Annotated in this window: 21 protein-coding genes, 2 tRNA genes, 1 rRNA gene and 1 pseudogene; 15 read left to right on the top strand and 10 right to left on the bottom strand. The window is 65.0% G+C overall.

The genetic code is table 11. The annotated features are described in order from the left end of the window. Positions 1-207 precede the first annotated feature (207 nt). Positions 208-1,729 (bottom strand): 16S ribosomal RNA (locus BO226_RS22605). Positions 1,730-2,368: 639 nt separating this feature from the next. Here BO226_RS22605 and BO226_RS22600 point away from each other — a divergent pair. Together BO226_RS22600 and BO226_RS22595 are read left to right on the top strand one after the other, a co-directional pair. After that, entirely contained in the window at positions 2,369-3,514 is a 1,146-nt protein-coding gene (locus BO226_RS22600) for a DNA cytosine methyltransferase (protein WP_024102730.1), read from the top strand. A 59-nt stretch (positions 3,515-3,573) separates the two neighbouring features. After that, a complete protein-coding gene (locus BO226_RS22595; protein WP_231913248.1) occupies positions 3,574-3,975 on the top strand; it encodes a very short patch repair endonuclease in 402 nt (133 codons plus the stop codon). Between the two features lie 30 nt (positions 3,976-4,005). On the opposite strand, the gene BO226_RS22590 is transcribed toward BO226_RS22595, so the two are convergent. The 4 genes from BO226_RS22590 to BO226_RS22580 all read right to left on the bottom strand — a co-directional run bounded on the left by BO226_RS22590 (position 4,006) and on the right by BO226_RS22580 (position 8,304). After that, a complete protein-coding gene (locus BO226_RS22590) occupies positions 4,006-5,154 on the bottom strand; it encodes an acyl-CoA dehydrogenase family protein (RefSeq protein ID WP_071936127.1) in 1,149 nt (382 codons plus the stop codon). Further along, positions 5,154-6,386, bottom strand: coding sequence for an acyl-CoA dehydrogenase family protein (locus BO226_RS22585; protein ID WP_071936126.1), 1,233 nt, complete (start codon positions 6,384-6,386; stop codon positions 5,154-5,156). The genes BO226_RS22590 and BO226_RS22585 overlap by 1 nt, the downstream gene beginning before the upstream one ends. A 460-nt stretch (positions 6,387-6,846) precedes the next feature. Beyond that, complete coding sequence (locus tag BO226_RS27330; protein ID WP_156895313.1) at positions 6,847-6,990, bottom strand: hypothetical protein; 144 nt, start codon at positions 6,988-6,990, stop codon at positions 6,847-6,849. 64 nt (positions 6,991-7,054) lie between these two features. Then, positions 7,055-8,304 (bottom strand): IS3 family transposase gene (locus BO226_RS22580; RefSeq protein ID WP_153008490.1). Its coding sequence is split into 2 segments (ribosomal slippage): positions 7,055-7,974 and positions 7,974-8,304, totalling 1,251 coding nucleotides; the frame shifts between segments, so codons are not numbered across the junction. A gap of 70 nt (positions 8,305-8,374) precedes the next feature. Between BO226_RS22580 and BO226_RS28225 the strand changes: the two are divergent. Beyond that, a pseudogene (locus BO226_RS28225) lies at positions 8,375-8,491 on the top strand (TIGR03619 family F420-dependent LLM class oxidoreductase); the annotation flags it as partial. A gap of 7 nt (positions 8,492-8,498) precedes the next feature. Continuing rightward, the gene (locus BO226_RS28480; protein ID WP_019290319.1) at positions 8,499-8,627 is read left to right on the top strand and encodes a hypothetical protein; all 129 of its coding nucleotides are present in this window, start codon (positions 8,499-8,501) and stop codon (positions 8,625-8,627) included. A 572-nt stretch (positions 8,628-9,199) separates the two neighbouring features. Here the strand turns inward: BO226_RS28480 and BO226_RS22570 are convergent. Both BO226_RS22570 and BO226_RS22565 read right to left on the bottom strand, forming a co-directional pair. Then, positions 9,200-9,272, bottom strand: a tRNA-Arg gene (locus BO226_RS22570). A 37-nt stretch (positions 9,273-9,309) separates the two neighbouring features. Beyond that, positions 9,310-9,401: transfer RNA gene (locus BO226_RS22565), tRNA-Ser, on the bottom strand. 148 nt (positions 9,402-9,549) lie between these two features. On the opposite strand from BO226_RS22565, the gene hisC reads away from it, so the two are divergent. Further along, positions 9,550-10,629, top strand: coding sequence for a histidinol-phosphate transaminase (gene hisC / locus BO226_RS22560; RefSeq protein ID WP_071936125.1), 1,080 nt, complete (start codon positions 9,550-9,552; stop codon positions 10,627-10,629). Between the two features lie 99 nt (positions 10,630-10,728). Then, complete coding sequence (locus BO226_RS22555) at positions 10,729-12,426, top strand: bifunctional metallophosphatase/5'-nucleotidase (RefSeq protein WP_071936124.1); 1,698 nt, start codon at positions 10,729-10,731, stop codon at positions 12,424-12,426. Positions 12,427-12,447: 21 nt separating this feature from the next. Here BO226_RS22555 and BO226_RS22550 read toward each other — a convergent pair whose 3' ends face one another. Together BO226_RS22550 and BO226_RS22545 are read right to left on the bottom strand one after the other, a co-directional pair. Further along, a complete protein-coding gene (locus tag BO226_RS22550; RefSeq protein ID WP_071936123.1) occupies positions 12,448-13,446 on the bottom strand; it encodes an alpha/beta hydrolase in 999 nt (332 codons plus the stop codon). A gap of 175 nt (positions 13,447-13,621) precedes the next feature. Then, positions 13,622-15,463, bottom strand: a complete 1,842-nt coding sequence (locus tag BO226_RS22545) for an NAD(P)/FAD-dependent oxidoreductase (RefSeq protein WP_071936122.1) — start codon at positions 15,461-15,463, stop codon at positions 13,622-13,624. 147 nt (positions 15,464-15,610) lie between these two features. Between BO226_RS22545 and BO226_RS22540 the strand changes: the two genes are divergently transcribed. The 7 genes from BO226_RS22540 (at position 15,611) to BO226_RS22505 (ending at position 21,278) form a co-directional block, all read left to right on the top strand. Next, the gene (locus BO226_RS22540; RefSeq protein ID WP_019290322.1) at positions 15,611-16,873 is read left to right on the top strand and encodes a helix-turn-helix domain-containing protein; all 1,263 of its coding nucleotides are present in this window, start codon (positions 15,611-15,613) and stop codon (positions 16,871-16,873) included. Positions 16,874-16,954: 81 nt separating this feature from the next. Then, a complete protein-coding gene (locus tag BO226_RS22535) occupies positions 16,955-17,353 on the top strand; it encodes a flavodoxin domain-containing protein (RefSeq protein ID WP_071936121.1) in 399 nt (132 codons plus the stop codon). 31 nt (positions 17,354-17,384) lie between these two features. Then, entirely contained in the window at positions 17,385-18,128 is a 744-nt protein-coding gene (locus tag BO226_RS22530) for an MBL fold metallo-hydrolase (protein WP_064853101.1), read from the top strand. Positions 18,129-18,670: 542 nt separating this feature from the next. Further along, positions 18,671-19,570 (top strand): hypothetical protein, encoded by a 900-nt coding sequence (locus BO226_RS22520; RefSeq protein ID WP_071936119.1) that lies wholly within the window; start codon positions 18,671-18,673, stop codon positions 19,568-19,570. Next, the gene (locus BO226_RS22515; protein WP_156895312.1) at positions 19,570-19,737 is read left to right on the top strand and encodes a hypothetical protein; all 168 of its coding nucleotides are present in this window, start codon (positions 19,570-19,572) and stop codon (positions 19,735-19,737) included. Before BO226_RS22520 ends, BO226_RS22515 begins: the two co-directional genes overlap by 1 nt. Beyond that, positions 19,737-20,489 carry a helix-turn-helix domain-containing protein gene (locus BO226_RS22510; RefSeq protein ID WP_071936117.1) on the top strand — a complete coding sequence of 251 codons (753 nt, stop codon included), beginning with the start codon at positions 19,737-19,739 and terminating at the stop codon, positions 20,487-20,489. Before BO226_RS22515 ends, BO226_RS22510 begins: the two co-directional genes overlap by 1 nt. Positions 20,490-20,645: 156 nt before the next feature. Continuing rightward, complete coding sequence (locus BO226_RS22505) at positions 20,646-21,278, top strand: DUF732 domain-containing protein (protein WP_198040585.1); 633 nt, start codon at positions 20,646-20,648, stop codon at positions 21,276-21,278. Positions 21,279-21,361: 83 nt separating this feature from the next. Here the strand turns inward: BO226_RS22505 and BO226_RS22500 are convergent, their stop codons facing one another. Next, positions 21,362-22,279: a tyrosine-type recombinase/integrase gene (locus BO226_RS22500; protein WP_083543701.1), complete on the bottom strand. Its 918-nt coding sequence runs from the start codon at positions 22,277-22,279 to the stop codon at positions 21,362-21,364. A 330-nt stretch (positions 22,280-22,609) separates the two neighbouring features. On the opposite strand from BO226_RS22500, the gene BO226_RS22495 reads away from it, so the two are divergent. Both BO226_RS22495 and BO226_RS22490 read left to right on the top strand, forming a co-directional pair. After that, entirely contained in the window at positions 22,610-23,233 is a 624-nt protein-coding gene (locus BO226_RS22495; protein ID WP_071936114.1) for a hypothetical protein, read from the top strand. Then, entirely contained in the window at positions 23,226-24,374 is a 1,149-nt protein-coding gene (locus BO226_RS22490; RefSeq protein ID WP_198040584.1) for a helix-turn-helix domain-containing protein, read from the top strand. Before BO226_RS22495 ends, BO226_RS22490 begins: the two co-directional genes overlap by 8 nt. The last annotated feature ends 35 nt before the right edge of the window (positions 24,375-24,409 follow it).

Here is a 24,409-nt window from a genome sequence, read left to right as displayed (position 1 = left end):
TCAAACACATTGCGTGTTCTCTCAGGACCCAACAGTGCACCGATATAACTTTCTTCCTGCCGGCACTCGGGCCCGCAGTAGTGAAGAAAATGCTTGTCAGCGTTCCACCCATGAGCACCACCGGATTACCTGTGAATCCGTAATGGCTCTGCCTGCATGCGTTTACCGTCCCCGACTACTCGGGGTGCATGAGGAGTTGCTCCTTAGAAAGGAGGTGATCCAGCCGCACCTTCCGGTACGGCTACCTTGTTACGACTTCGTCCCAATCGCCGATCCCACCTTCGACGGCTCCCTCCCACAAGGGGTTAGGCCACCGGCTTCGGGTGTTACCGACTTTCATGACGTGACGGGCGGTGTGTACAAGGCCCGGGAACGTATTCACCGCAGCGTTGCTGATCTGCGATTACTAGCGACTCCGACTTCACGGGGTCGAGTTGCAGACCCCGATCCGAACTGAGACCGGCTTTAAGGGATTCGCTCCACCTCACGGTATCGCAGCCCTCTGTACCGACCATTGTAGCATGTGTGAAGCCCTGGACATAAGGGGCATGATGACTTGACGTCGTCCCCACCTTCCTCCGAGTTGACCCCGGCAGTCTCCTGCGAGTCCCCACCATCACGTGCTGGCAACACAGGACAAGGGTTGCGCTCGTTGCGGGACTTAACCCAACATCTCACGACACGAGCTGACGACAGCCATGCACCACCTGTCTACCGGCCACAAGGGAAACCACATCTCTGCAGTCGTCCGGTACATGTCAAACCCAGGTAAGGTTCTTCGCGTTGCATCGAATTAATCCACATGCTCCGCCGCTTGTGCGGGCCCCCGTCAATTCCTTTGAGTTTTAGCCTTGCGGCCGTACTCCCCAGGCGGGGCGCTTAATGCGTTGGCTACGGCACGGATCCCGTGGAAGGAAACCCACACCTAGCGCCCACCGTTTACGGCGTGGACTACCAGGGTATCTAATCCTGTTCGCTACCCACGCTTTCGCTCCTCAGCGTCAGTTACTGCCCAGAGACCCGCCTTCGCCACCGGTGTTCCTCCTGATATCTGCGCATTTCACCGCTACACCAGGAATTCCAGTCTCCCCTGCAGTACTCGAGTCTGCCCGTATCGCCTGCAAGCCCGCAGTTGAGCTGCGGGATTTCACAGACGACGCGACAAACCGCCTACGAGCTCTTTACGCCCAGTAATTCCGGACAACGCTCGCACCCTACGTATTACCGCGGCTGCTGGCACGTAGTTGGCCGGTGCTTCTTCTCCCACTACCGTCACTTGCGCTTCGTCATGGGTGAAAGAGGTTTACAACCCGAAGGCCGTCATCCCTCACGCGGCGTCGCTGCATCAGGCTTGCGCCCATTGTGCAATATTCCCCACTGCTGCCTCCCGTAGGAGTCTGGGCCGTGTCTCAGTCCCAGTGTGGCCGGTCGCCCTCTCAGGCCGGCTACCCGTCGTCGCCTTGGTAGGCCATTACCCCACCAACAAGCTGATAGGCCGCGGGCTCATCCTGCACCGAAAAACTTTCCACCCCAGAACATGCATCCCGAGGTCATATCCGGTATTAGACCCAGTTTCCCAGGCTTATCCCAGAGTGCAGGGCAGATCACCCACGTGTTACTCACCCGTTCGCCACTAATCCACCCAGCAAGCTGGGCTTCATCGTTCGACTTGCATGTGTTAAGCACGCCGCCAGCGTTCGTCCTGAGCCAGGATCAAACTCTCCGTTGAAGACTCACAATCACCCCCAAAAAAGGGGCAATCAGTCAAAGACAAAAGAGTCAAATCACTAGCAAAAAAACTCAAACTAGCTCAAACACTGACCATCCCAGACGGAAGAATGAGACGATCAGCAAATACCCACCCCATCCAAACTGATGGAGCGGAGTACCAAAAATATTTGGCACTGACATTCATCGGCACACTGTTGAGTTCTCAAAGAACACGCACACATCATCACGCTCCGGACTGACGTCCGACCCGCTCTGAGGCAACTGTTCCAGCCTACTTCCTCATCCTCACGAACGCAAGTCCGTATGGTTTTCGGAACCAGGGGCGGCTCGAAACCTTACCAGAAGGTTCGCAGCCATCACATTCGCAGGCGCCTTCGTCCAACCTCGTTGTCCCGTTCCTCTCGGCCCGGGTCGGTGTCCGTGTCGCTCTGACCTGGAATAAGTTACGCGAACATCTCCCAGAACACCAAATCGCGAGGTCAATGGCTGTTTCGATGGCCCGTAGCCCTTCACCGGAGGGGTAGGACGACCCCTCCATCGTGGTGCTCGTCGCGTCCGCTCACGGATCGTCCTACTTCTCGAGTAACGTTCACCGTTGAGCTGAGCGAGGAAGGGTGCCGTGACGTCGACGGGGAACATGGTGGGGTTGTTCGCCGGTATCGGCGGACTGGAGCTCGGACTCGGGCGACACGGGTGGAACACCGAACTCCTCTGCGAGATCGAGCCGGGTGCTCAGGCAGTACTACGTACGCGCTTCCCCGACGTTCCGCTTCATCCGGACGTCACGCGTCTCCGCTCTCTCCCCCGCGATACGGAACTGGTCGCCGCAGGCTTCCCGTGCCAGGACCTCTCCCAGGCCGGACGCACGGCCGGCATCACGGGATCGAAGTCCGGACTCGTCGACGAAGTGTTCCGTCTCGTGAAGCGTAAGAACGGCCCGCGCTGGCTCGTCGTCGAGAACGTTCCCTTCATGCTGCAGCTCGGTCGCGGTGCGGCGATGCGTCACATCACCGACGCTCTCGAGGAGCTCGGCTACATGTGGGCCTACCGCGTCGTCGATGCCCGCGCCTTCGGTCTCCCCCAGCGTCGGCACCGCGTCCTGATGGTTGCCTCTCGCACGGACGATCCCCGCACGGTGTTGTTCGGCCAGGACGCCGGCATGCCCATGGAGGGCAATCCCGATCTGTTCCCCTGCGGCTTCTACTGGACCGAGGGGGTGCGCGGTCTCGGATGGGCAGTCAACGCCGTGCCCACGCTCAAGGGCGGTTCGACGCTCGGTATCGCCAGCCCTCCGGCCGTGCGACTGCCGTCCGGTGAGATCGTCACCCCCGGCCTGACCGACGCGGAGAGACTCCAGGGCTTCGACGCCGACTGGACGGCTCCTGCCGTCGAGGCCCCCGGTGTCCGCGCCGGACACCGGTGGCGTCTGGTCGGCAATGCGGTCAGCGTGCGGATGGCGTCGTGGGTGGGCCACCGGCTGAACAACCCCATCGCGTACAGCTCCGACCACGAGACCCCGCTGCTTCCGGGCGACACTTGGCCGACCGCCGCGTGGGGCGCCCGCGGACAGGCGTTCCGCGTGCACGAGTCGCAGTGGCCCGTTCAAGCTCCCTACGAGGACCTCGGCGGTTTCCTCCTCGACGCCCGTCTGCTGTCGGCGCGGGCGACGGCAGGTTTCCTCCGACGCGCACGCTCCGGCAACCTGCGCTTCCTGCCCGGATTCCTCGAGGACGTCGAGAACCACCTCGAACGCATGGGTGGCTTCCCGCGAGTGGCGGCCTGAAAGACACCGTGATGGCGGCGTCGGATCGGCCCGGGACGGATCCGCGTACGAGTGCGCGGATGAGCCGGCAGCGCCGACGCGACACCGTTCCCGAAGTGGCGTTGCGCAAGGAACTGCATCGCCGGGGGCGGCGGTTCTTCGTCGACCGCGCTCCTCTGCCGGGGATGCGACGCCGGGCCGACCTCGTCTTCCCTCGTCGTCGGGTCGCGGTCTACGTGGACGGCTGCTTCTGGCACAGCTGCCCGCAGCATGCGACGTTCCCGAAGAACAACGCCGAGTGGTGGGTGGCCAAGCTCGCTGCCAACGTGCAGCGCGATCGGGACACCGATGCACGTCTGCAGGCCGCGGGCTGGACGGTGGTGCGGGTGTGGGAGCACGAGGATCCCGTCGTCGCCGCGACGCGTGTGGAGGATGCTCTGTCGGCTCCGCCGGAAACGGATGCAGGGCCGGCGCAGGGGTGATCCCCCGCACCGGCCCCTGGACCGATCCGATCAGCCCTTCGTGAGCTGTGCGTACCGGGCGACGTGCTGTTCGGCGGTGCCGAACTCGTACTCGATCGCGGTCAGTCGCTTGAAGTAGTGCCCGACGGCGAGTTCCTCCGTCATGCCCATGCCGCCGTGGAGCTGGACGGCGTTCTGGCCGACGAAGCGTGCCGCACGGCTGATCGTCGCCTTCGCGGCCGAGACCGCGCGTGCCCGCGTGGCGTCGTCGCTGTCGAGATGAAGAACGGCCAGGTAGACGGCGGACACCGCCTGCTCGACCTCCATGTACATGTCGACCATGCGGTGCTGGAGTGCCTGGAAGCTGCCGATGGGCTGACCGAACTGCTGACGCTGCTTGGCGTACTCGACGGTGTCGGTGAGCACCTTGCGCATCAGACCCACGGCTTCGGAGGACACGGCGGCGGTCGCCTCGTCGATGCCGCGCGAGACGGACGGCCATGCGCTGCCCTCCTCGCCGAGCAGCGAGTCGGCGGGCAGTCGCAGACCCGAGAAGACGATGTCGGAAGCGCGTCGGTCGTCGATCGTGCGGTAGGAGTGGATCTCCACGCCGGCCGGCGGGTTCGCGGGGTCGAAGTCGACGAGGAACAGCGAGATGCCGTCGGTGTCGGTGCGCTCGCCCGACGTGCGGGCGGTGACGAGCAGGTGCGTTGCGAGCGGAGCGCTGGTGACGACGGTCTTCTCACCGTCGACGACCCACTCGTCGCCCTCGCGACGCGCGGTGGTGGACACGTCGTGGAAGACGTATCCGGAGGTGGGCTCGGTCGCGGCGAACGCCGTGACGGCTTCACCGGCAGCGATCGCCTCGAGGACGGACCGGGCTCGATCGACCCCTGCACGACCGAGCAGCCCGCCCCCGAGGACGACCGTGTCGACGTACGGTTCGATGACGAGTGCGTGCCCGAGTGCCTCGGATACCACCATCAACTCGACCGGTCCGCCGCCCATCCCCCCTACCTCTTCCGGAAGCGTGGCCCCGAGGATTCCGAGATCCTCGGCGAATGCCCGCCACACCTCCGGTTGCCAACCTTCGCCGGTGGTCGCGACCTTCCGGCTTTGCGCCAGGTCGTAGCGACCGGCGAGGAACTTGGTGACCGAATCACGAAGGAGCTCCTGCTCCTTGCTCAAACCGAAGTCCATCAGAGCCCCAATGCTGCTTTGGCGAGAATGTTTCGCTGGATCTCGTTGCTGCCGGCGTAGATCGACCCGGCGCGGTCGTTGAAGTAACGCAGCGGCGCGACAGCCTGCCACTCCTCACCGCTGACGTAACCGTCGGCGGGCGGCACGTAGTCGGCCACCGGACCACCGGGCGCGGTGATGTGCGGCTGGTAGACCCGACCGCGCGGACCGGCCGCCTCGAGGGTCAGCCGGGTGATCGTCTGGCTGAGTTCGGTGCCCAGGATCTTGAGCATCGACGACGCGGGGCCGGGGTTCTTGCCCGCGGATAACGCTGCGAGAGTGCGGTATTCGAGGATCTCGAGTACGTCGGTGCGGATACGTGCCTCGGCGAGCTTGGCCGAGAACGCCGGGTCGTCGATGAGTCTGCCGCCCGACGGACCGGGCTGTTCGGCGGCCGCCTCGGCGATTCGTTCGGCCATGACCTGCAGGGCCGGCGCTGCCGCCGCTCCCCCGCGTTCGAAGACGAGCAGGTATTTCGCGACGGTCCAGCCGTCGTCGATTTTCCCGAGCACGTTCTTCTTCGGGACGCGCACACCGTCGAAGAAGACCTGGTTCTGCACTTCCTCACCGGACGTCATGACCAGAGGGCGGATCTCGATGCCGGGCGAGGTCATGTCGATGAGCAGGAAGGTGATGCCCTGCTGCTTGCGACCGGTCTTCGACGTGCGCACGAGCGCGAACATCCAGTTCGCCTCGGTGGCGTGCGTGGTCCAGATCTTGCTGCCGGTGACGATCAGGTCGTCGCCGTCGTCGACCGCCGCCATGCTGAGCGACGCGAGGTCTGAGCCGGCCTCGGGCTCGGAGTAGCCCTGACAGAAGAAGACCTCACCTGTGAGGATCCGGGGCAGGAAGTAGCTCTTCTGTTCTTCGGTGCCGTAGGCGACGATCGCGTGCGCGACCATGCGGATGCCCATCGGCGACAGGTTCGGGGCGCCCGCGAGGATCGACTCGCGGCTGAAGATGTAGTGCTGCGTTTGCGTCCAGTCGCATCCGCCGTACTCGACCGGCCAGGCCGGCGCCGCCCAACCACGCTCATGGAGGATGCGCTGCCACTCCATGCTCGCTTCGTGGTCGGAGTACACGCTCGTCGCGAGTCGGCCGGCCCGCCGCAGTTCGGGCGTCAGCTTCTCCTCGAGAAACGATCGCACCTCGTCTCTGAAGGCGGCGTCTGCCTCTGACCACGCAAGTTCCATGTCTTCTCCCCGCAGAGCGCGACCGCCGTTTCCGGACCATCGTGCGAATTGTCGTTAACTTTTCGAGAGTGGTACGAAATCTACTTCCGCCCCAGCGGGCTCGTCAATAGACGGATTCCCCCTGCGGTACCGGCAGGATCTCCGACCGGGGACGCGAACGATCGAGGCCCCGACTCCAGGTGGAGGGTCAGCTCGACACAAAGACGGAACGTTCACTCGTAGCGCAGGACCGGGGAGGGTGGCGTTCACCTCATGACTGCGGTCACACACTCTGATAGAACCTTGCTCTTGGGGATGTAAACGTCACTCTTTCATCGTCGGCGGGCATCGAAGATTCGGAGGGCATTCGAGTGAAGTTCCGGAGCGGGACCGCATTCATGAAGGCCACGGAGATGCCGGTCGTCGCCCGCATGCTCGACGACGCCGGATTCCACGGCCTGCTCGTCTCGGACCACCTCATCTACCCGAAGGGGTTGAAGACGATCCACCCCGGGCACGAGAGCGGCAAGCCGTTCTGGTCGCCGGAGACCGGGTCTCCATCGGACTGTCCGCGGGATGGATGCGCGAGGAGTTCGAACTGCTCGGCCAGGACTTCGACAACCACAGGGACCTCGACCGAACGAAATGATCGGGCGTGGCCCCTGGATAGTGGACACTGGGTGTGTACGTCAAGCGGCCTGATCGAGGGTAGACCCATGGTCGACCTCGAAGTCAAGTGGTGATCGGTTCCGCAGTGATGAGTGCCGTCGGCGTGTGTTGTATCGAGTGATCCAGCGGAAAACCTCGGTGCGGCATTGCGCTTCGTCGATCCAGCGTTTCGCGCCCTGAAGCGTCTCCCGCTTCAACGACGCATTGAAGGACTCGGCCATCGCGTTGTCGGCGCTCGACCCGATCCGGCCCATCGATTGCCGCACGCCGTGCCGGCGACATGTCGCCTGGTAGTCCGAGGAGGTGAATTGACGGCCGTGGTCGGAGTGAAAAATAGCTCCTTCCAGCGACCCTCGGGCCGCCGCCGCATTGTCGAGCGCGTTCTCCACGAGCTCGGTACGCATGTGATCTGCGATCGACCAGCCGACGAGCCGTTTGGAACACACGTCGATCACGGTCGCCAGGTAGAGGAACTCACCGGTGCTGCTGTGCGGAAGATAGGTGATGTCACCAACGAATACTCGTCCAGGCTCGTCAGCGGTGAAATCACGGTTGACCAGGTCTTCGAAGACCTGCGCCCCAGGATCTTTGATCGTCGTGTTCTTCGGTTTACGCAGGTGCACACCGACGATGTTGTTCTGTCGCATCAACCTGGCTACCCGCTTGTGATTGACCGTGCCCGGCACCGCGTCATCATCGGCCAGTTCGGCGGTCATCCGCCGGTAACCGAGGGTGTGGTCCCATTCCTGGTGGTGGGCACGTATTCGGTCGACAAGCGCCGCATCGGCCTGCTGGCGGGCACGCCGAGCCGCCTTTCCGGCTCGCCACTTGTAGTAGCTCGACCGGTGGATGCCGAGCACCGTGCACATCCGCTTCACCTCATGGGTGTCTCGGTGGTCGTCAACGAACCGGAAGCGGATCACCAGTTCGTCTCTGCCGCGAAATATTTCGTGGCCTTGCGCAGGATGTCTCGTTCCTCGCTGAGCTTGTCGTTCTCCGCGACCAAAGCCTGGTTGCGGGCCCGAATCTGCTCGATCTCGGCCTGCATCCGCGCACACTGCTCCTCGGGTGTCTCCGAGGCATCCACGCTCTTCTCGGGCGCAGACCGCGCCATCGCGGCCTTCTTACGCGCCAAATGCACCCACGTCTTCAACGACCCCCGAGCGACTCCCAGATCCGCGGCCAACGACGAGTACGACACTTCCGGGCGACTCTCGTAGAGTCGCACGGCGTCGGCCTTGAACTCGTCAGAGTATTTCTTCTTCGTCATGGTGATGTCCTGCATTCTCCGGCCCAGTATGGGCCAGTGTCAGCGTGTTCACCACCCAGGGGCTACCCCCATCCGGGCGCTGCGCGAACTGTGGAAGGGAGGATGGATCTCGTTCCGGGGCGAGTACTACGACATCCCCGAGATGACCATCGAACCCCACCCGCCGAGCCCGGTACCGATCCTGTGCCGGCGTCATGGTGTCGCCGTGGGCCAACTGGGAGGCCACCCACTCGGGCGACCACGATCACCTCCTCGGCACCGCCGAGCAGTACCGCGCGCCGATCGAGGACTTCGCCGAGAGGATCATCGCGAAGCTCACGTGAGCGCAACCGGAAACAGTAATCCTCGAACGAGAAAACCCTCACCGACAGGATCGATGAGGGTTTGGTCTGTGTGCCCGAAGGGGTCGAACCTAGCCTGTCAGGCGGACGTAACCGTCCGGTCGGCAGTCTTCCGGTTGTACTCGATCACGAAAGCCGTCACTGTTCCATCCCCTTCCGCTGTGCGTCTCGAAGCAGCTTCTCTACATCGTCGAGCAGAGGAGAGAGTTCGGCTTCGTCTTCCAGCACCTTGCACCCGAGCTGGCGCCGTGAACCTCTGCCGCCAACTCGTCGTACCAGATCATGACGTCGTCGTAGTCGGCGCGCCCTCCGGTGTCGCCACATTGTCACGGAGGCACTGGGCAAGAATCTCCATCTGTTCGTTGGACCAGGGCCGATCTTGCACACACCCTCCTCTAGTCCGGGGAAGTCACGTGACGCCCCTTGCGGAGTGAAGATAGCCACAAGATGTCGCTGAAGCCGGTCAGCAAGCCGTGTCGATTCTGTGTCGTGGCGACTCCGTAACCAGATACGAGAAAACCCTCACCGGAAGTACCGGTGAGGGTTTTCGTGTGTGCGCCCGAAGGGATTCGAACCCCTAACCTTCTGATCCGTAGTCAGATGCTCTATCCGTTGAGCTACGGGCGCATGTGTATTCAATTGTCGTTGGTGACGCTACACCAACTGGCGGAGGCGAGAGGATTTGAACCTCCGGTCCCCGGTAAGGGGGACAACTCATTAGCAGTGAGTCCCATTCGGCCGCTCTGGCACGCCTCCTCGGGGATTCGATGCTCTCGAACCGCCGGATCGAAACATTACACATGCCCCCAGGGGAAACGCAAAACGCCTGGTCAGAGGCGTGTAGATGGACGGTCTCCCCAATCCTGCCGACCGGCGGTCACACGACGAGGCGCATAATCGGCTCGTGACTCCACAGACCCGCCCCGACCTCGAATCGATCCCCGCCTACGTTCCGGGCCGCTCGTTCCCCGGTGCGGTGAAGCTCGCCAGCAACGAGACGACCATCGGTCCGCTCCCCAGCGTCCGGGAGGCGATCGCCGACGCTGCCGCCGGCCTCAACCGCTACCCCGACAACAGCGCGACGGAGCTCATCGCGGCACTGTCGGAACGACTCGGCGTCCCGACCGAGTGGATCGCCGTGGGCTGCGGATCGGTGAGCCTGTGCCAGGAGCTCGTGCAGATCACGTGCGATGCGGGCGACGAGGTGATCTTCGCGTGGCGGTCGTTCGAGGCGTACCCGATCATCGCGGCCGTCGCCGGCGCGACCGCCGTGCGCGTCCCGAACACCGCGGACCACGGTCACGACCTGAAGGCCATGCTCGCCGCGATCACCGACCGCACGCGGCTGATCTTCGTGTGCAATCCCAACAATCCCACCGGGTCGCTGCTGGGCAAGGAGGAGCTCGCGCAGTTCCTCGACGCCGTCCCCGAGCACATCGTCGTCGCCCTCGACGAGGCGTACTTCGAGTACGTCCGCCCCGAGCCCGGTGAGGATCTGGCCGACGGTCTCGAGCTCGCGGAGGGTCGCCGCAACGTCGTCGTGCTCCGCACCTTCTCCAAGGCCTACGGTCTCGCCGGTATCCGCGTCGGATACGCGGTCGCCGACCCGTCCGTCGTGACGGCGCTGAGCAAGGTCCACACCCCGTTCTCCGTGAACTCGCTCGCCCAGACGGCTGCCGTGGCCTCGCTCGCCGCCGCGACCGAGTTGCTCGCGCGCACCGAGGGCGTCGTCGCCGAGCGGGAACGGGTCCACGCGGCACTCGTCGAGGCCGGCTACGAGGTGCCCACGAGTGCCGCGAACTTCCTCTGGCTGCCGCTGGGTGAACGCTCCGCCGCGTTCTTCGAAGCCGCAGCGGAGGCAGGCGTGGTGCTCCGCAACTTCACGGGCGAGGGCACCCGGGTGACGATCGGCGACCCGCACGAGAACGACCTCTTCCTCGACTTCGCGACCGGGCAGGGACGGGCACTCGCCGGCATCGGCTGATCCTGTGACGAGACCCAACCGTTATAGCTGGGTATCGGTGGCGTGATCCGGCCCTGACAGACTCGGGCGGTCGGATCGGGCGGGTGGCGGAGGAACTGCATGGGGGCAGGCAAGGTGCGGCGCGCCCTGTCGGCCTGCGCAGTCGTCGGCTCACTGGTCGCCTTCGGTGGTGCGGCACCTGCCGGAGCCGCGCCGACGAGCACAATCCCCTCGAACGCCGTCCCGCTCCGGGTGATCGCATTCGGCGACCTGCACGGAAATCTGCTGCCCCCACAGGGACTGCACGGCGAGGTCGTCCGGTCGGACGGCGTCTCGGTCCCCGCGGGGGGTGCGGCCTATCTCGCCGCCTACGTCCGGCAGCTCAGGGAACAGGCCGACAACTCCGTGCTCTACGCCGTGGGCGACACGTGGGGTTCGTCGCCGCTCGAGTCGGGCCTGTTCCACGACGAGCCGACCATCGCCCTGCTCGACGAACTCGATCTCACCGCCGCGACCCTCGGCAACCACGAACTCGACCGCGGCTACGCCGAACTCGAGCGACTGCGGGACGGCGGTTGCCACCCGAAGGAAGGGTGCCTCTACACCGAACCGTTCGAGGGCGCGAACTTCCCGATCCTCGGCGCCAACCTCACCACGACGGACGGCACACCGGCCGCACTCCCCTACAGCATCGACTACGTCGACGGACTGCCCGTGGGCGTCATCGGTGTCGTGCCGAGCAACACCCCCGACATCATCCGGCCCGACGCGATCGCGGGACTGCAGTTCGAGGACGAGATCGCCGCTGTCAACCGCACCGCCGACATCCTCGGTGCGCTCGGCGTCCGTTCGATCGTGGTGCTCTACAAGGGCGACATCGGGGCCATCGACGGCGACGATCCGTGTCCGAGCGGGGACGACGGAGCGGCGGCGATCGCGACGTCCGTCTCCCCCGACGTGGACCTCATCGTCACCTCCGACGGCGATCGGCACTTCAACTGCACCTACACCGACCCGGCGGGCAGGCCGCGCACCGTCGTGCAGGGTGCTTCGCACGGGCGCATCCTGTCGGTCGCCGATCTCGTCATCGACCGGCAGAGCCGGGAGGTGCTGCGCGACCGAACCGTCGTGTTCACGCAGGTCGTCACGCACGACATCGATCCGGATCCGACCACTCTCGAGTTCGTCGACCGGGCAGTCGAGAAGTCGGCGGAGGTCGCGAACCGGTCCATCGCGCGCATCGGCGCCGACGTCACGCGCAGCGAGAGCCCGAGCGGAGAGTCGGCGCTGGGCAATCTGGTGGCCGACGCACAACTCGCGGCGACGCGGCATCTCGGCGCGCAGATCGCGCTGATGAACCCCGGCGGACTCCGCGGCGACCTCCTCGCCGGCGACGGCACCGTCTCGTACCGGGAGACCTACGCTGTGCAGCCCTTCGGGAGCATGCTGCAGGTGCTCGACCTCACCGGAGCCCAACTCGACGTGCTGCTCGAGCAGCAGTTTCAGGACAGCCCGGTCGGCTCGGAGGTCGAACGCATCCTGGCGCCCTCGCACAATCTGACCTACACGCTCGACCGCCTGGCGCCGCGCGGCGAACGGATCCGTTCGATCACGATCGACGGCGAGGCCGTCGACCCCGAGCGTGTGTACAAGGTCGTGATGAACAACTTCCTGGCCGGCGGCGGAGACGGTTTCACCGTATGTACGGAAGCGCACGGACTGGTCGGCGCGGGCAAGGATCTCGACGCCCTCAACAGCTATCTGGCGACCCGCTCACGCGTGGAGCCGCCGGCCGTCGACCGCATCCGCCTCCACTGAGACGGTGCCGTCGACGCGCGATCAGCGGAGTCGGAGTGCGTCGGCGAGGGTCGGCCACGCGGCCTTGATGTCGTCCTGCCAGTAGCCCCACGAATGCGTACCCCACGGGCGGTAGACGACCTGCGCGGGGATACCGAGTTCGCGGAGGCGACGGTCGTAGGTGACGGTGCACACGAAGGTGCCGATCTCGAGCGGCGCGCCGACGGTGAGCACGTCCTGACCGGCGCCGAGATCGTGCGGGCCGAGCAGGCCGTTGCCGGTGCTGAGGAAGACCTGCTTGCCGCGCAGCTTCTCGGCGAGCAGGTAGGAGTCGTGCTCCTCCCATCGGGCGTCGTCGGGCGGTCCCCACATGTTGTCGGGGTTGCCGCCCTTGTACGCGACGGTTCCGCGGACGGTGTCGCGGGAGCGGTCGCTGGAGGTGTCGTAGCAGCCGCTGAGCGCCGCGACTCCCTGGTAGAGGTCGGGATTGCGGGTGATCAGGGACATCGCCCCGGTGGCGCCCATCGACAGGCCCGCGACGGCGTTGGTGCCGTTGCCGTCGAACTCGGCGTCGATCAGCGGGGGTAGTTCCTCAGTCAGGAAGGTCTCCCACTTGTTGATCCCGAGCACGGGGTCGGGGTTGTTCCAGTCGGTGTAGTAGCTCGCGGTGCCACCCACGGGAAGGACGACGTTGGTGTTCTTGTCGGCGAAGAACTCCGCGATGTCGGTGCGTTGGGTCCACGTGCTCTCGCGGAACTCGGACTCCTCGCCGGCGCTGACGCCGTCGAGCAGGTAGAGGGTGGGGCGCGGCCCCGCCGAGGCCGGGTGCAGCACCTGCACCGGCACGACCCGGTTCATCGCGGCCGAGTGGACGAACAGCTTCGTCTGCCTGTCGCCGACCCGCTCGACATGGTCGATCCTGGCCGACACCGGCTGGACGTGCGCCGGTTGTGCATGGATCGGTTGGGCATGGGCGATCGTCGTGCCGGAGACCGGCACCATCAGGGCCACCGCTACAGCCGCCGCGCGTCTCTTCACCATCGAACTCCCCGTCCCCCGACGACCTGCAGTGATCTCACAGTCACTACCTGTACCCGGTCAAGCGGACCTGCACGCGACCCTAATATTCACCCTCCGATTCGTGACGAATCGGAGGATCCACGGCCGCGTCGCCCCCGCCGGGCGACGGGAGCGACGCGTGGGAGAGCTGTGTCGGTCAGCGGAGGTGGTGCACCTCCTGCAACCCGTAGACCGGGGTCGGGAGGCCCTCGTAACGCGCCTTGAGTTGCAGCGCCAAGTAGAGCGAGTAGTGCCGCGACTGGTGCAGGTTGCCGCCGTGGAACCACAGGCCGTCCTGCTGCGTGGGCTTCCACATGTTGCGCTGCTCACCCTCCCAGGGGCCGGGGTCCTTGGTGGTGTCGGAGCCCAGGCCCCAGCACTTGCCCACCTTGTCGGCGACCTCCTGCGAGATCAGGTCGGCGACCCAGCCGTTCATCGAGCCGTAGCCGGTCGCGTAGACGACGAGATCGGCCTCGAGTTCGGTGCCGTCCTCGAGGATCACCGACGTCTCGGTGAGTTCGCGGACGTTGCCGTGGGCGAGCTTGATGTCGCCGTTCGCGACGAGTTCCGAGGCACCGACATCGATGTAGTAGCCGGATGCGCGACGCAGGTACTTCATGAACAGGCCCGAACCGTCGTCACCCCAGTCGTGCTGGAAGCCAGCCTTCTCGAGCCGGTCGTAGAACTCGGCGTCGCGTTCGCGGATCTTCTCGTAGATGGGGATCTGGAACTCGTGCATGATCCGGTACGGCAGGGACGCGAAGGTCAGGTCGGCCTTCTGGGTGGTGACGCCGGCGGCGAGGGCCCGCTCGGAGTACAGGTCGCCGAGACCGAGATCCATCAGCGAATCGGACCGGACGATGTGCGTCGACGAGCGCTGCACCATGGTGACGTCGGCGCCCACCTCCCACAGGGCACCGCAGATGTCGTGGGCACTGTTGTTGGCACCGATCACGACGGCCTTCTTGCCGGCGTAGGCGTCCGGGCCCGGGTGGGCGCTGGAGTGGTGCTGCTCGCCCCGGAACAGGTCCATGCCGGGGAAGTCGGGGATGTTCGGCTTACCCGACATGCCGGTCGCGATGACGAGCTGCTTCGGCCGGAGGACCACCGGTTCGCCGTCGCGCAGGACGTTGACGGTCCATTCGCCCGTTGCCTCGTCGTAGCTCGCGGAGGTGCACTCCGACTTCGACCAGTAGGGGACCTCCATCACCTTCGTGTACATCTCGAGCCAGTCCGCGATCTTGTCCTTGGGCGCGAAGACCGGCCAGTTGTCGGGGAACGGCATGTACGGCAGGTGGTCGTACCAGACGGGGTCGTGCAGACACAGCGACTTGTAGCGGCCGCGCCACTGGTCGCCGGGACGGTCGTACTTGTCGAGCACGATCGCGGGCACACCGAGCTGACGCATGCGGGCGCCGAGCGCGATACCGCCCTGACCACCACCGATGATCACGACGTAGGGCTGACGCGTGTAACCGAGTTCGCGTTCCTCGATCTCGCGCTGCTCCGACCACGTGACGCGGTGCTTGTCCGCACCGTGCTTCGTGCCGCGGGGACGACGCGTGCCCCTGTTCTCCTCGTAGCCCTTCAGTTCCTGCATCGTGGTCAGCAGCGTGAAGGCGCGGTCCTGGCCGCTCTCCTCGTCGCGCTCGAGACGCAGGTGGCCGACGCCGCGACCGACCGCGGTCTCGAACGCGATCCAGGCGCTGAGTACGCCGTCGTCGTCGCTCGCTGGTTCGGTGGTGCGGAAGCCGCTGGGATCGGTGTCGGCGAGTCGCGCGTGCAGCATGTCCGAGACGCCCTCGCGTCCCTCGACGGTCTTGAGGTTCCAGGTGAAGGCGACCAGGTCGCGCCAGAAGGAATCGGTGCCGAACAGGCCCGCAGCGGCGTCGACATCGCGCTGTGCGAGGGCGGTTTCGAAAGCTTGCAACCAGGCGTCGACGCGTTCGTCGGGCGTCGCGGTGCCGGAGGTCGTGGGCTTGTCGAGGGTGTCGGTCATGGTGAGTCCTTTCCCGTGGTGATGTGATCCAGGACACTCCCCGCGGCCGGTCCCCCGCAAGCGTTGCGTCACGTTGCACGGCGCCCCACTTGTGGCGCAGCACACATTTGCCACCTATGCTCCGAGGACGACGACGAAGAGGAGACCGTGACCACGTTCAGCGCGATCGCGCCCGGCACCGACCTGTCGCGCTACGCGCGCGAGTTGACGCGGATGCACGACGCGGTCATCGGCGGCGCCCGGTCACCCATGCGACCCCGTCCGCTCGTGTCCCGTTCGTGGCAGCGCGTGCTCGACGCGGGCCTCGATCCCACCGGCACCAACGAACGCAGCCGGCTGCCCGTCGCGGAGATCGAGCGACGTCGCCGCGCGTCCGCCCTCTCCGCGGTGATCGGCGATCTCGAGCAGGTCATCACACCCGTCGCCGACGCCTCGCATCTGCTGCTGGTGGTGACCGACGCCGACGGCGTGATCCTCTGGCGCAGCGGTTCGGCACCGATCCGGTCACGCGCCGACGCCCTCGGTTTCCAGGAGGGAACTGTGTGGACCGAGTCGACCGTCGGCACGAACGCCATCGGCACGGCGCTCGCGGAGGCCGCGCCCGTGCAGTTGTTCTCGGGTGAACACTTCGAGACGACCCAGCATCCCTGGTACTGCACCGCTGCGCCGATCCACGATCCGATCCGCGGCGACCTCCTGGGCATCGTCGACGTCAGCGGTCCCGCGCTGACCCTGCACCCGGCCATCATCGCCCTCGTCGACACCGCCGTCCGGCTCGCCGAAGCACAACTGTGGCGACGGCACGAGGTGCGACTCGAACGGCTGCGCACCGAGGCTGCTCCGTTGCTGTCGTCGACGCGGGGACCGGTGCTGCTCGTCGACGAGGACGGCTGGGTCGCGCACGCCTCCGGTATCGCCGCCGAGCGGGTCGCGGTTCCGCGGCACGCACGCCCACTGACAGTTCCCGGTATGGGACTGTGTGTGCCCGAGCGGCTTTCGCACGGCTGGCTGATCCGCGGCGCGGCCTCGTCGTCGCGCATGCGGATGGTGCTGCACGTGTCGTCGTCGCCCACAGTGGAGGTCTTCGGGGACGACGACTCGTGGCACAGCATCGTCACCGCACGTCAGGCCGAGATCCTGCTGTTGCTGCACGAGCGCGGCCCGGACGGCATGACGGTCGCAGCGCTCAGCCGGGCCCTCTACGGGGACGACGACCATGCCGTGTCGGTCCGCGCCGAGGTGTCGCGACTGCGACGCGCGATCGGGGACGTGATCGAGAGCAAGCCCTACCGGCTCGCCACCACCGTCGACCTGTCGCTGGATCTCGGTGCGGACGAACGCCTCGCCGACTCCGAGTTCGTCCGCCGGTCGGGGGCGCCGGGGGTGCGGGCACTCGGCGTCTACCGCTGACACGGCCGGGGGCATGTTTCCGCCCCTCGGGGACCGGGAACGCACCAGTGAACCCAAGTCGCCGAACATGCTGGAGACACAATGACCGTTCTCGTCGTCACGGACAGCCCCGAAGGTCCGGCCCAGAAGATCGCCCGGCTCGTCGCCGACGCGCTGGGAGAGCGGGACATCGACGTCACCGTCGGTGACACCTCCGATCTCGAGCGGTCGGAAGAGTTCGAGGGCGTCGTCTTCGGAGGCGAGGTCGACGCCGGCGAGTACTCGCCCGACACCGTCGAACTGTTGTCGTCGCGGGCCTCCGGGCTGAGTCAGCAGCTCGTGTGGTTGTTCGCGGTGGTCGACGAAAGCACCGAGGACACAACAGATCTGGTGTCCGAACTCGCCGCGCTCGACTACCGGTCGTTCAGTCCGTCCGCAGGCGAGGACGAGGTGCGGTCGTGGGCCGCCTTCATCGCCGACGAGATCGACGGACACAGCTGAACCCGCACGTTCACCCGAGCGAAGGGCCGCCATGCTCCACACGGATGTCGCACCGGGCGTGCATCGCCTCGCGCACGCCGACGTCAACGTCTACCTGATCGAGGACGACGCCGGAGTGACCGTCGTCGACACGGGACTACCCGCGACCGCTGGTCGCATCGAAGAGGCGATCTCACGCATCGGTCGCCGGATCGACGACGTGCAGGGAGTCGTCCTCACGCACGCCCACTTCGATCACGTCGGGTCGGCGAAGCGGCTGCGTGAACGGTGGCGGGTTCCGGTATGGGCGCATCGCGACGAGAAGTTCCTCGCCGCCCACCCCTATCGCTACCAGCACGAACGCAACCGGCTGCTCTATCCCGTTCGATATCCCGCCTGCATCCCCGTTCTCGCCCGGATGACCGTGGCCGGTGCGCTGTGGGTGCGCGGGGTCCACGACGTGACGCTCTTCCAGGACTCCCAACCGCTCGACCTGCCGGGCCGCCCCGTCCCCCTGCACACACCCGGCCACACCTACGGGCACTGCGCGCTGCATCTCCCGGACCGCGACACCGTGATCGTCGGCGACGCCATCGTCACCCTCGATCCGTACACGGGCAGGCACGGTCCGCAGATCGTCTCGGGTGCGGCGACCGCCGACAGCAGGACGGCCCTCGCCTCGCTGGCGGCCATCGCCGGCACCGGCGCGAAGCACGTCCTCGTCGGCCACGGTGAGCCCTGGCACGACGGTGCGGCCGTGGCCGTGGAACGAGCGGTGGCCGCCGGACCGAGCTGACAGATGTGATCGGTCCACGGGAACCGGGGACATGCCCACGCGGCGCGGGCACACCGGCCGCATGAATGCTCTCGATGCCACTCTTCTGACCGGCGTCGCCGACCCGAAGCTCGGGGCTTTCTCACGGTTCGACGGAAGCTGGGGACGAGGGGCGCACCTGGATCCTCGAGGAGAAGATTGTCGCCACCCGGCGGTAGAAACGAGAAGAGGCTCCGACTCCCTGACGGGTGCCGGAACCTCTTCCGTGGCGGAAGCGGAGGGATTTGAACCCCCGTTGGTGTTACCCAAGCTCGCTTTCAAGGCGAGTTCCTGGAGAGCGTTCGGGTTCACACGGGTTCACTACCTGGTCGAATAGTCCACTCGAGAACACGGCAGATCGCGTCGGACCACTCATGTTGTGACAACCCGGTGACAACTTGCCTCTGGCGCGTTCGATGGACAGGCAGAGATCCCCTGTGCCAGGATGCCCGTACAACAGAAAAGGACCCCGGCGAGTGCTGGAACACTCCCGGGGCGTGGCCGAACTGACAAGGAGTTCGACAGTGCCTCAGCATACTCATGCCCAGCCGCAGGGTGGTATCCGACGCGGCCCCCGTCTGGCCGACAACTTCACCATCGTTTCGAACCGGCTGCTCAATAACAAGCGTCTCAGCTTCCGCGCCCGCTGCATCCTTCTGTGGCTGCTCTCCAAGCCCGAAGACTGGCGCATCCGCTCCGAAGCGATCGCCGATCAGTCCGACGTCGAAGGCCGCACCGCCGTCCGCACCTGCATGCGCGAGCTCGAAACCCACGGCTACCTCGTGCGCGAGAAGGTCCAGGACGAACGTGGACGCTGGTACACCATCCAGACCGTCTACGAAGAACCCCTCCTCAGCGGCGATCCGTCTCCCGAACCGACGACCAGGAAATCGAACTCCGGTCGTCCGCGCGACGGAAAGACGGGCGTCTTTACAAAGAACCGATCACCCAGGACTGAAACAAACAACAACACCGCGGGCACGGAAACGTCAGCTGTCGAGGTGGCCGGGGTGACGGTGTCGTTGTCCGACGATGCCCGCAAAGAACTCGTGAGGCTCGAGACGAACTACGCCGAGCTGATCACGGCCTGCCGAAGCGCCGGTCTGCTCGGATCGTTCGACTACGTCAAGCCCGCCCAGAAGGCCGAGATCCTCGAGCTGATCGACCAGCACGGCGCCGCGGCCCTGGCCGAGCGTGCGAAAGCCATGCACCGTGACGACAACCCCACCCTGTATGCCCAGGGCTGGATCCGGCTGTGGAAGGCGATGTCCCCGCCCCGCCTTACGCCGACGCCCCCGCAGCTGCACGCACCCTCCCCGATCGACGACTGCGATCTGTGCGACGAGTACGCCTGGGTCCTCGGTGACCTCGGGGCGCCGATCGATCCTCCCCAGCGGTGCACGCACGGCCGGGCGGCCGCGTGATGAACGACCAGACCCTCGCCGCGCTGATCGCCGACTCCCAGATCCACATCGACATCGCACACCGTCGCCTCCTTGAGGACGGCATCGACACCTTCGCCGACGCCTACCGTGACGCCTTCGTCACCCTGTGCTCCGGTCTCTACGACACGTTCGGAAGGACCCACTGATGACCCTGCCCCGTCTCATGGTGCCGTCGCGTACCACCGTCGCCGTCCTGCTCGCTGCTATCGCGGCCGCTGCCGTGGCCGGCACCAGCTTCTGGCGGTCGTTCACCGCGATCGCCGAGCTCGCTGTCGCATACCAGGTGCCGGTCGACCAAGCGTGGATGATCCCCGTCGCAGTCGACGGCCTGGTCGTCGTCGCAACCGTCGCCGCGGCGGTCGCGCGACACCGGATTGCCCGCGGGTACTCCTGGGCGCTGCTCGTCGCAGGCACCGTCGTCTCTGTCGCAGGCAACGGCATCCACGCCTGGCAGCTCACCGAGTCCCCGATCGGTGTCGGCATCGCCGTCATCCCACCGCTCGTCACACTCGCCGCGGTTCACCTGACGATCCTTCTCGCGCGACAGGACGACAGCGCGACACAGGAACCGCGTCGCACGACACGCGACGACACCCCCACCACCGACGAGACACCGGAGCCACAGCCCGTCATGCGACCCGTGACCCAGCTGCGTGTCGCACCCGCTACACCGTCACGACCTGCTGCGACACTCCAGTCTGCGACACCGAAGATCCTCGCCCGCGACGTCGCACCGCCCCCGGCGACAGACGACCTCGCAGCGAAGGCGGTCCGTCTCGTCGCAGAAGGCATGTCGTACCGGACGGCTGGCGACAAGCTCGGCGTGTCGAAAGACAAGGTGTCGCGGTGGGTGAACGCGCACCGTCGCGCGGCGCAATGTGAGACCGCCGCGAGCTGAGGAGAAACGGCGTCGCGTCGAGTGGCGACGCGACGCCGCAACCAGTCTCGCGGGGCGAACGAGGCTATGGCGGCTACGCCGAACACCATGCTGAGGCCGCAGAACTCACACACTCTGCGGTGTAACAAAAGAAGTCACGGAACGTATTGTCCGGGCATGAAACTTCGTTCCCTGGCGTTCGTTCCGGTTCTTCTTCTACTCACTGCTTGCGGAGCGAGTGAGGAAGCATCCACGGGATCCGCTGGCACCACGGAAAGCATGTCGCCTGACGAGCGCTACTTGAACAGCATCCGCAGCAACGGTATTGATGAGACCGGTGACATCGCTGTCCTCGAACTCGCTGAAGCTACGTGCACGGCGTCGAGCATGGTTGACGCTGGAGAGGACTTCGCCATCGAAATTCTGAAACAGAGTCCGCGGTACCTTGATAGCGGAACGGAAAGCACGTTCGTGAAGGTGACGTTAGAGGAGTACTGCACAGATCTACCGACACAGAAGACGACCACATCTCCTCCTGCCTCCCCGCCTAACGGCAGCAATTCCATAATGGATGCCGCCTACCTCAGGGTTCTTGAGTCACGCAATCTTGGCTATCTAGAAGATCAGCAAGCGATCAAGATCGGTAAGCTCGCTTGTGAAGGAATGGACGAAGGGCGAAGTCCTGGCGCAATCGGTGCTCAGATTGCACGGGATTCAGGCGGAATCTTCACGTTGAATGAGGGCGCAACGTTTGTGGGTGTGGCCATTGCTTCCTACTGCCCGGAACACAAATCGCTCCTTGGAAACTAGAGCTACGTTTTCGACAGACCCGCGCAAGGAAAGTAAAAGCGCCCCACCTCCCGAAGAGGTGGGGCGCTTCGCTATCGCAGCGTCTACGCGGCCATGAACGTTGACACGACGTACGCGGCGTGGTTGTCGAGACTGACCCGGCCGCGGTCGTAGGCGAGCGTCTGACGGATGTCGGAGTGTCGCGCTGCGAGCTGCACCTGTCGCAGCGGGACTTTCGCATCCAAGGCCGCGACGACAAAGGTATGTCGCAGCGTGTGGCATGAGACAGGCTTGTTGATCCCTGCGTGTCGCGCGAGACGCTTCACGACACGATCGGCTGAGCGTCGCGTCATGCGTGAGCCGTCGCGTCGCAACAGCAGCGGGCCGCGACGACGTTCGCCGGCGGCACGTTCCATCGAGCGCAGCACCGGAACGGGCAGCGGGATCGATGCGGACTTGGTGCCCTTGCCGGTGAAGCGCACGACCCGGTGCCCGCGTTCGGTGTCCTGGAAGTCCTCGACGTTGATCGAGCAGGCTTCCGAGACACGCAGACCGAGCAGACCCAGCATCGCGACGAGAGCCTCGTCGGCCGGGGTGGACTGTCGCGCCGTGAACATCAGCGACTGGAAGTCCTGTCGCTCGAGTCCGATCTTCTTCGTCAGGTCCGTCGTCCACCGTGGCATCTTCACGTTGACGGCCGGCGATTTGTCGATCACGCCGTCCTCCTGCATGAGCCAGAAGAACACACGCAGGCACACCAAGCGACGGTGCACGGTGGCCGGCGCGTTGCCGCGTTCGATCTCGAGGTACCGCGCCCACAACTCGATGTGCGCGCGTTCGATGCCGAAGATCGGGTCGAGCCCGTAGCCGCGGCACCACTGGAACCACAGGCGCATGTCGGTCTCGTAGGCGGTGAACGATTGTCCGGTGTAGCGGGCGAGGAATCCCGCCACCAGCAGATCGTGCTTGTCCATCTGGCGGGGCGGGAGAACTTCTGTCGGGGTAGCGTCATGCACGGTCATCACTCCATTACGGGTGGCGTGGTGGCAAGGCCCCGGCCGGTGCTGCAATCACCGGTGCGGGGCCGATCTTGTTGACGCTTCCGGAAGGTACCCGCGGTACCTGAGAACAACCTGGAAACTCCCATATGTGACGTTCAACACTACCCGTCCGGCAGGGAACGAGGTCACGACCTCATAATGTCCGGACATCACTTCACGAAAAACGCCGGTCAGCGACCCTATCCTCGCCCCCGAGATCACTCTTCAGTTGTCGCATCATGCCCGGCCCCCACACCGCCAAGTGTTATATCCAGCGATATTTTATAGCGCCATGCGCTATATTATTCCCCTATGGATAACACTCTGCCGGAGCTGATCACTGATCGGATCGGCCCGCTCGTCGAGCCGGTGCACGAAGCGTTCGAGTTCGCACGCCACACCCTTCAAACTAAGCATGAAGGTCTGTACGACGAGCGTGAGCAGCGTTGGCTACGGACACACGCGCTTCGCGGTGGAGCCTGGCGCAATTTACGCGACTTGGGTTTGCCCGCGTCGTGGGCACTGACCGGCAGGCACCGACGCAATGGCGAGATTCATCTGGCGTACGGAAGCGGAGAGATGCAGGTCCGCGTACTTCACACGTTTCCCGTCAACTATGCACCGGTCGCCGGATACAACGGGGCACGGCGCGCGTACTACACGAACACCGCCATTGAAGAACTCAGCGATCCATTCACTACGCAAAGGTTGATCCTGCTGTGGCAGGAACCTGATGACTCGGCAGAGTTTGAGCTCACGATGATCCGTCCGCTCGAACCCGGTCGAATCGGTCGGCACGTCAAGTCCGACTTGGTCATCCCCATGCCACGGACCCTCTCGGCCTTCGAGGCTCTCACATTCGACCCGCAGGACGACGAACAGTCGTTGCTATTCGAAATCGACGACGACGAGCTGGAAGATGGGACCGATGTCTAGCTCCTGGAGCGCTCACCATGGCGAGCGAGTCACGGATCTTCGACGTTTGTTATCGCTGACCCAGGGCGAACTTTCCGAAAGGTCCGGAATACCGCAGCCGAATCTCTCGATGATTGAGCGTGGCAAGCGGGAGCTGACCGTGGAGTCCGCCTATCGAATTGCCCGCGCGACAGGAACTCCGTTGGAGTTCTTCGGCTTCAAGAGTGCGACTTACTCGGCAGAGGAGATCAACTTCCGTAAGTCGAGTAAGACCAGCGCGCGTGGACGGGAGTACGCAGTGCAAGCGTTCAAGGAGATTGAGCGCATCTCGATCTCGCTTGAGAAGGCTCCCGTCCGGATCAAGAACACCGACATACCCGTTGCCGAAGAAGCTGACATTGTCAGCGACAACGACATCGAGGCATTCGCATTGGACGCTCGCCGCTGCGCAGGACTCGCCGACGACGAACCCGTCCGCAACGTCATCCGAACGATCGAACGGACAGGAGCAGCGGTTGCGCCGCTCGCCGTGTCGGTTGAAGACCCGGCCTTGCTTGACGGCCACAGCGGGCTTTCGCGTTGGGACGAAAGTGCAGCTCGGGCCACGGTTGCCTTCATCAGCGGCCAGCCGGGAGACCGTCAACGATTCACTCTCGCTCACGAGTTCGGGCATGTAGTACTGCATACCCGGCGCAATCTGCCCCTAGAGCTCCGGGAAACGGAGGCCAACCTCTTCGCCGGCGCATTCCTTCTGCCCAGAACGGTGGCGATCGAGAACCTCTCCGAGACGCTCACGCTCCACGGCTACATGCGCATCAAGTCGCGATACGGAATATCCGTTCAAGCAGCAATTTCACGCGCCAAACGGCTTGGAATCATCTCAGCCCAACGGTACAAGTCACTGATGATTCAGATCTCCAGTCGAGGCTGGAGAAAAGCCGAACCGGTCGAGGTCGGCATCGAGAAGCCCGCTCGCTTGTGGACGGAACTGACGGCGACGTACGGTCCCAAGCCCTACTTTCCCGCCTCGCCCGATCTTGGCGTCGCTCCAGTCTTTCTTGAGCAGTGGATCCCCGCGCGGGAAGGAAGGGCAGCCGGGCGGACCACCACACCCACGGACTCCAACGTCGTTTCTTTCGCAGCGAGGGGTCGGCAATCTTAAGGAATGATCTGACACGACCCACCTCGTGACGCACA

It is taken from the genome of Rhodococcus sp. 2G, from assembly GCF_001886355.1.
Classification (GTDB): Bacteria; Actinomycetota; Actinomycetes; order Mycobacteriales; family Mycobacteriaceae; genus Rhodococcus; species Rhodococcus pyridinivorans.
This window is presented reverse-complemented; position numbering and strand designations above follow the sequence as displayed.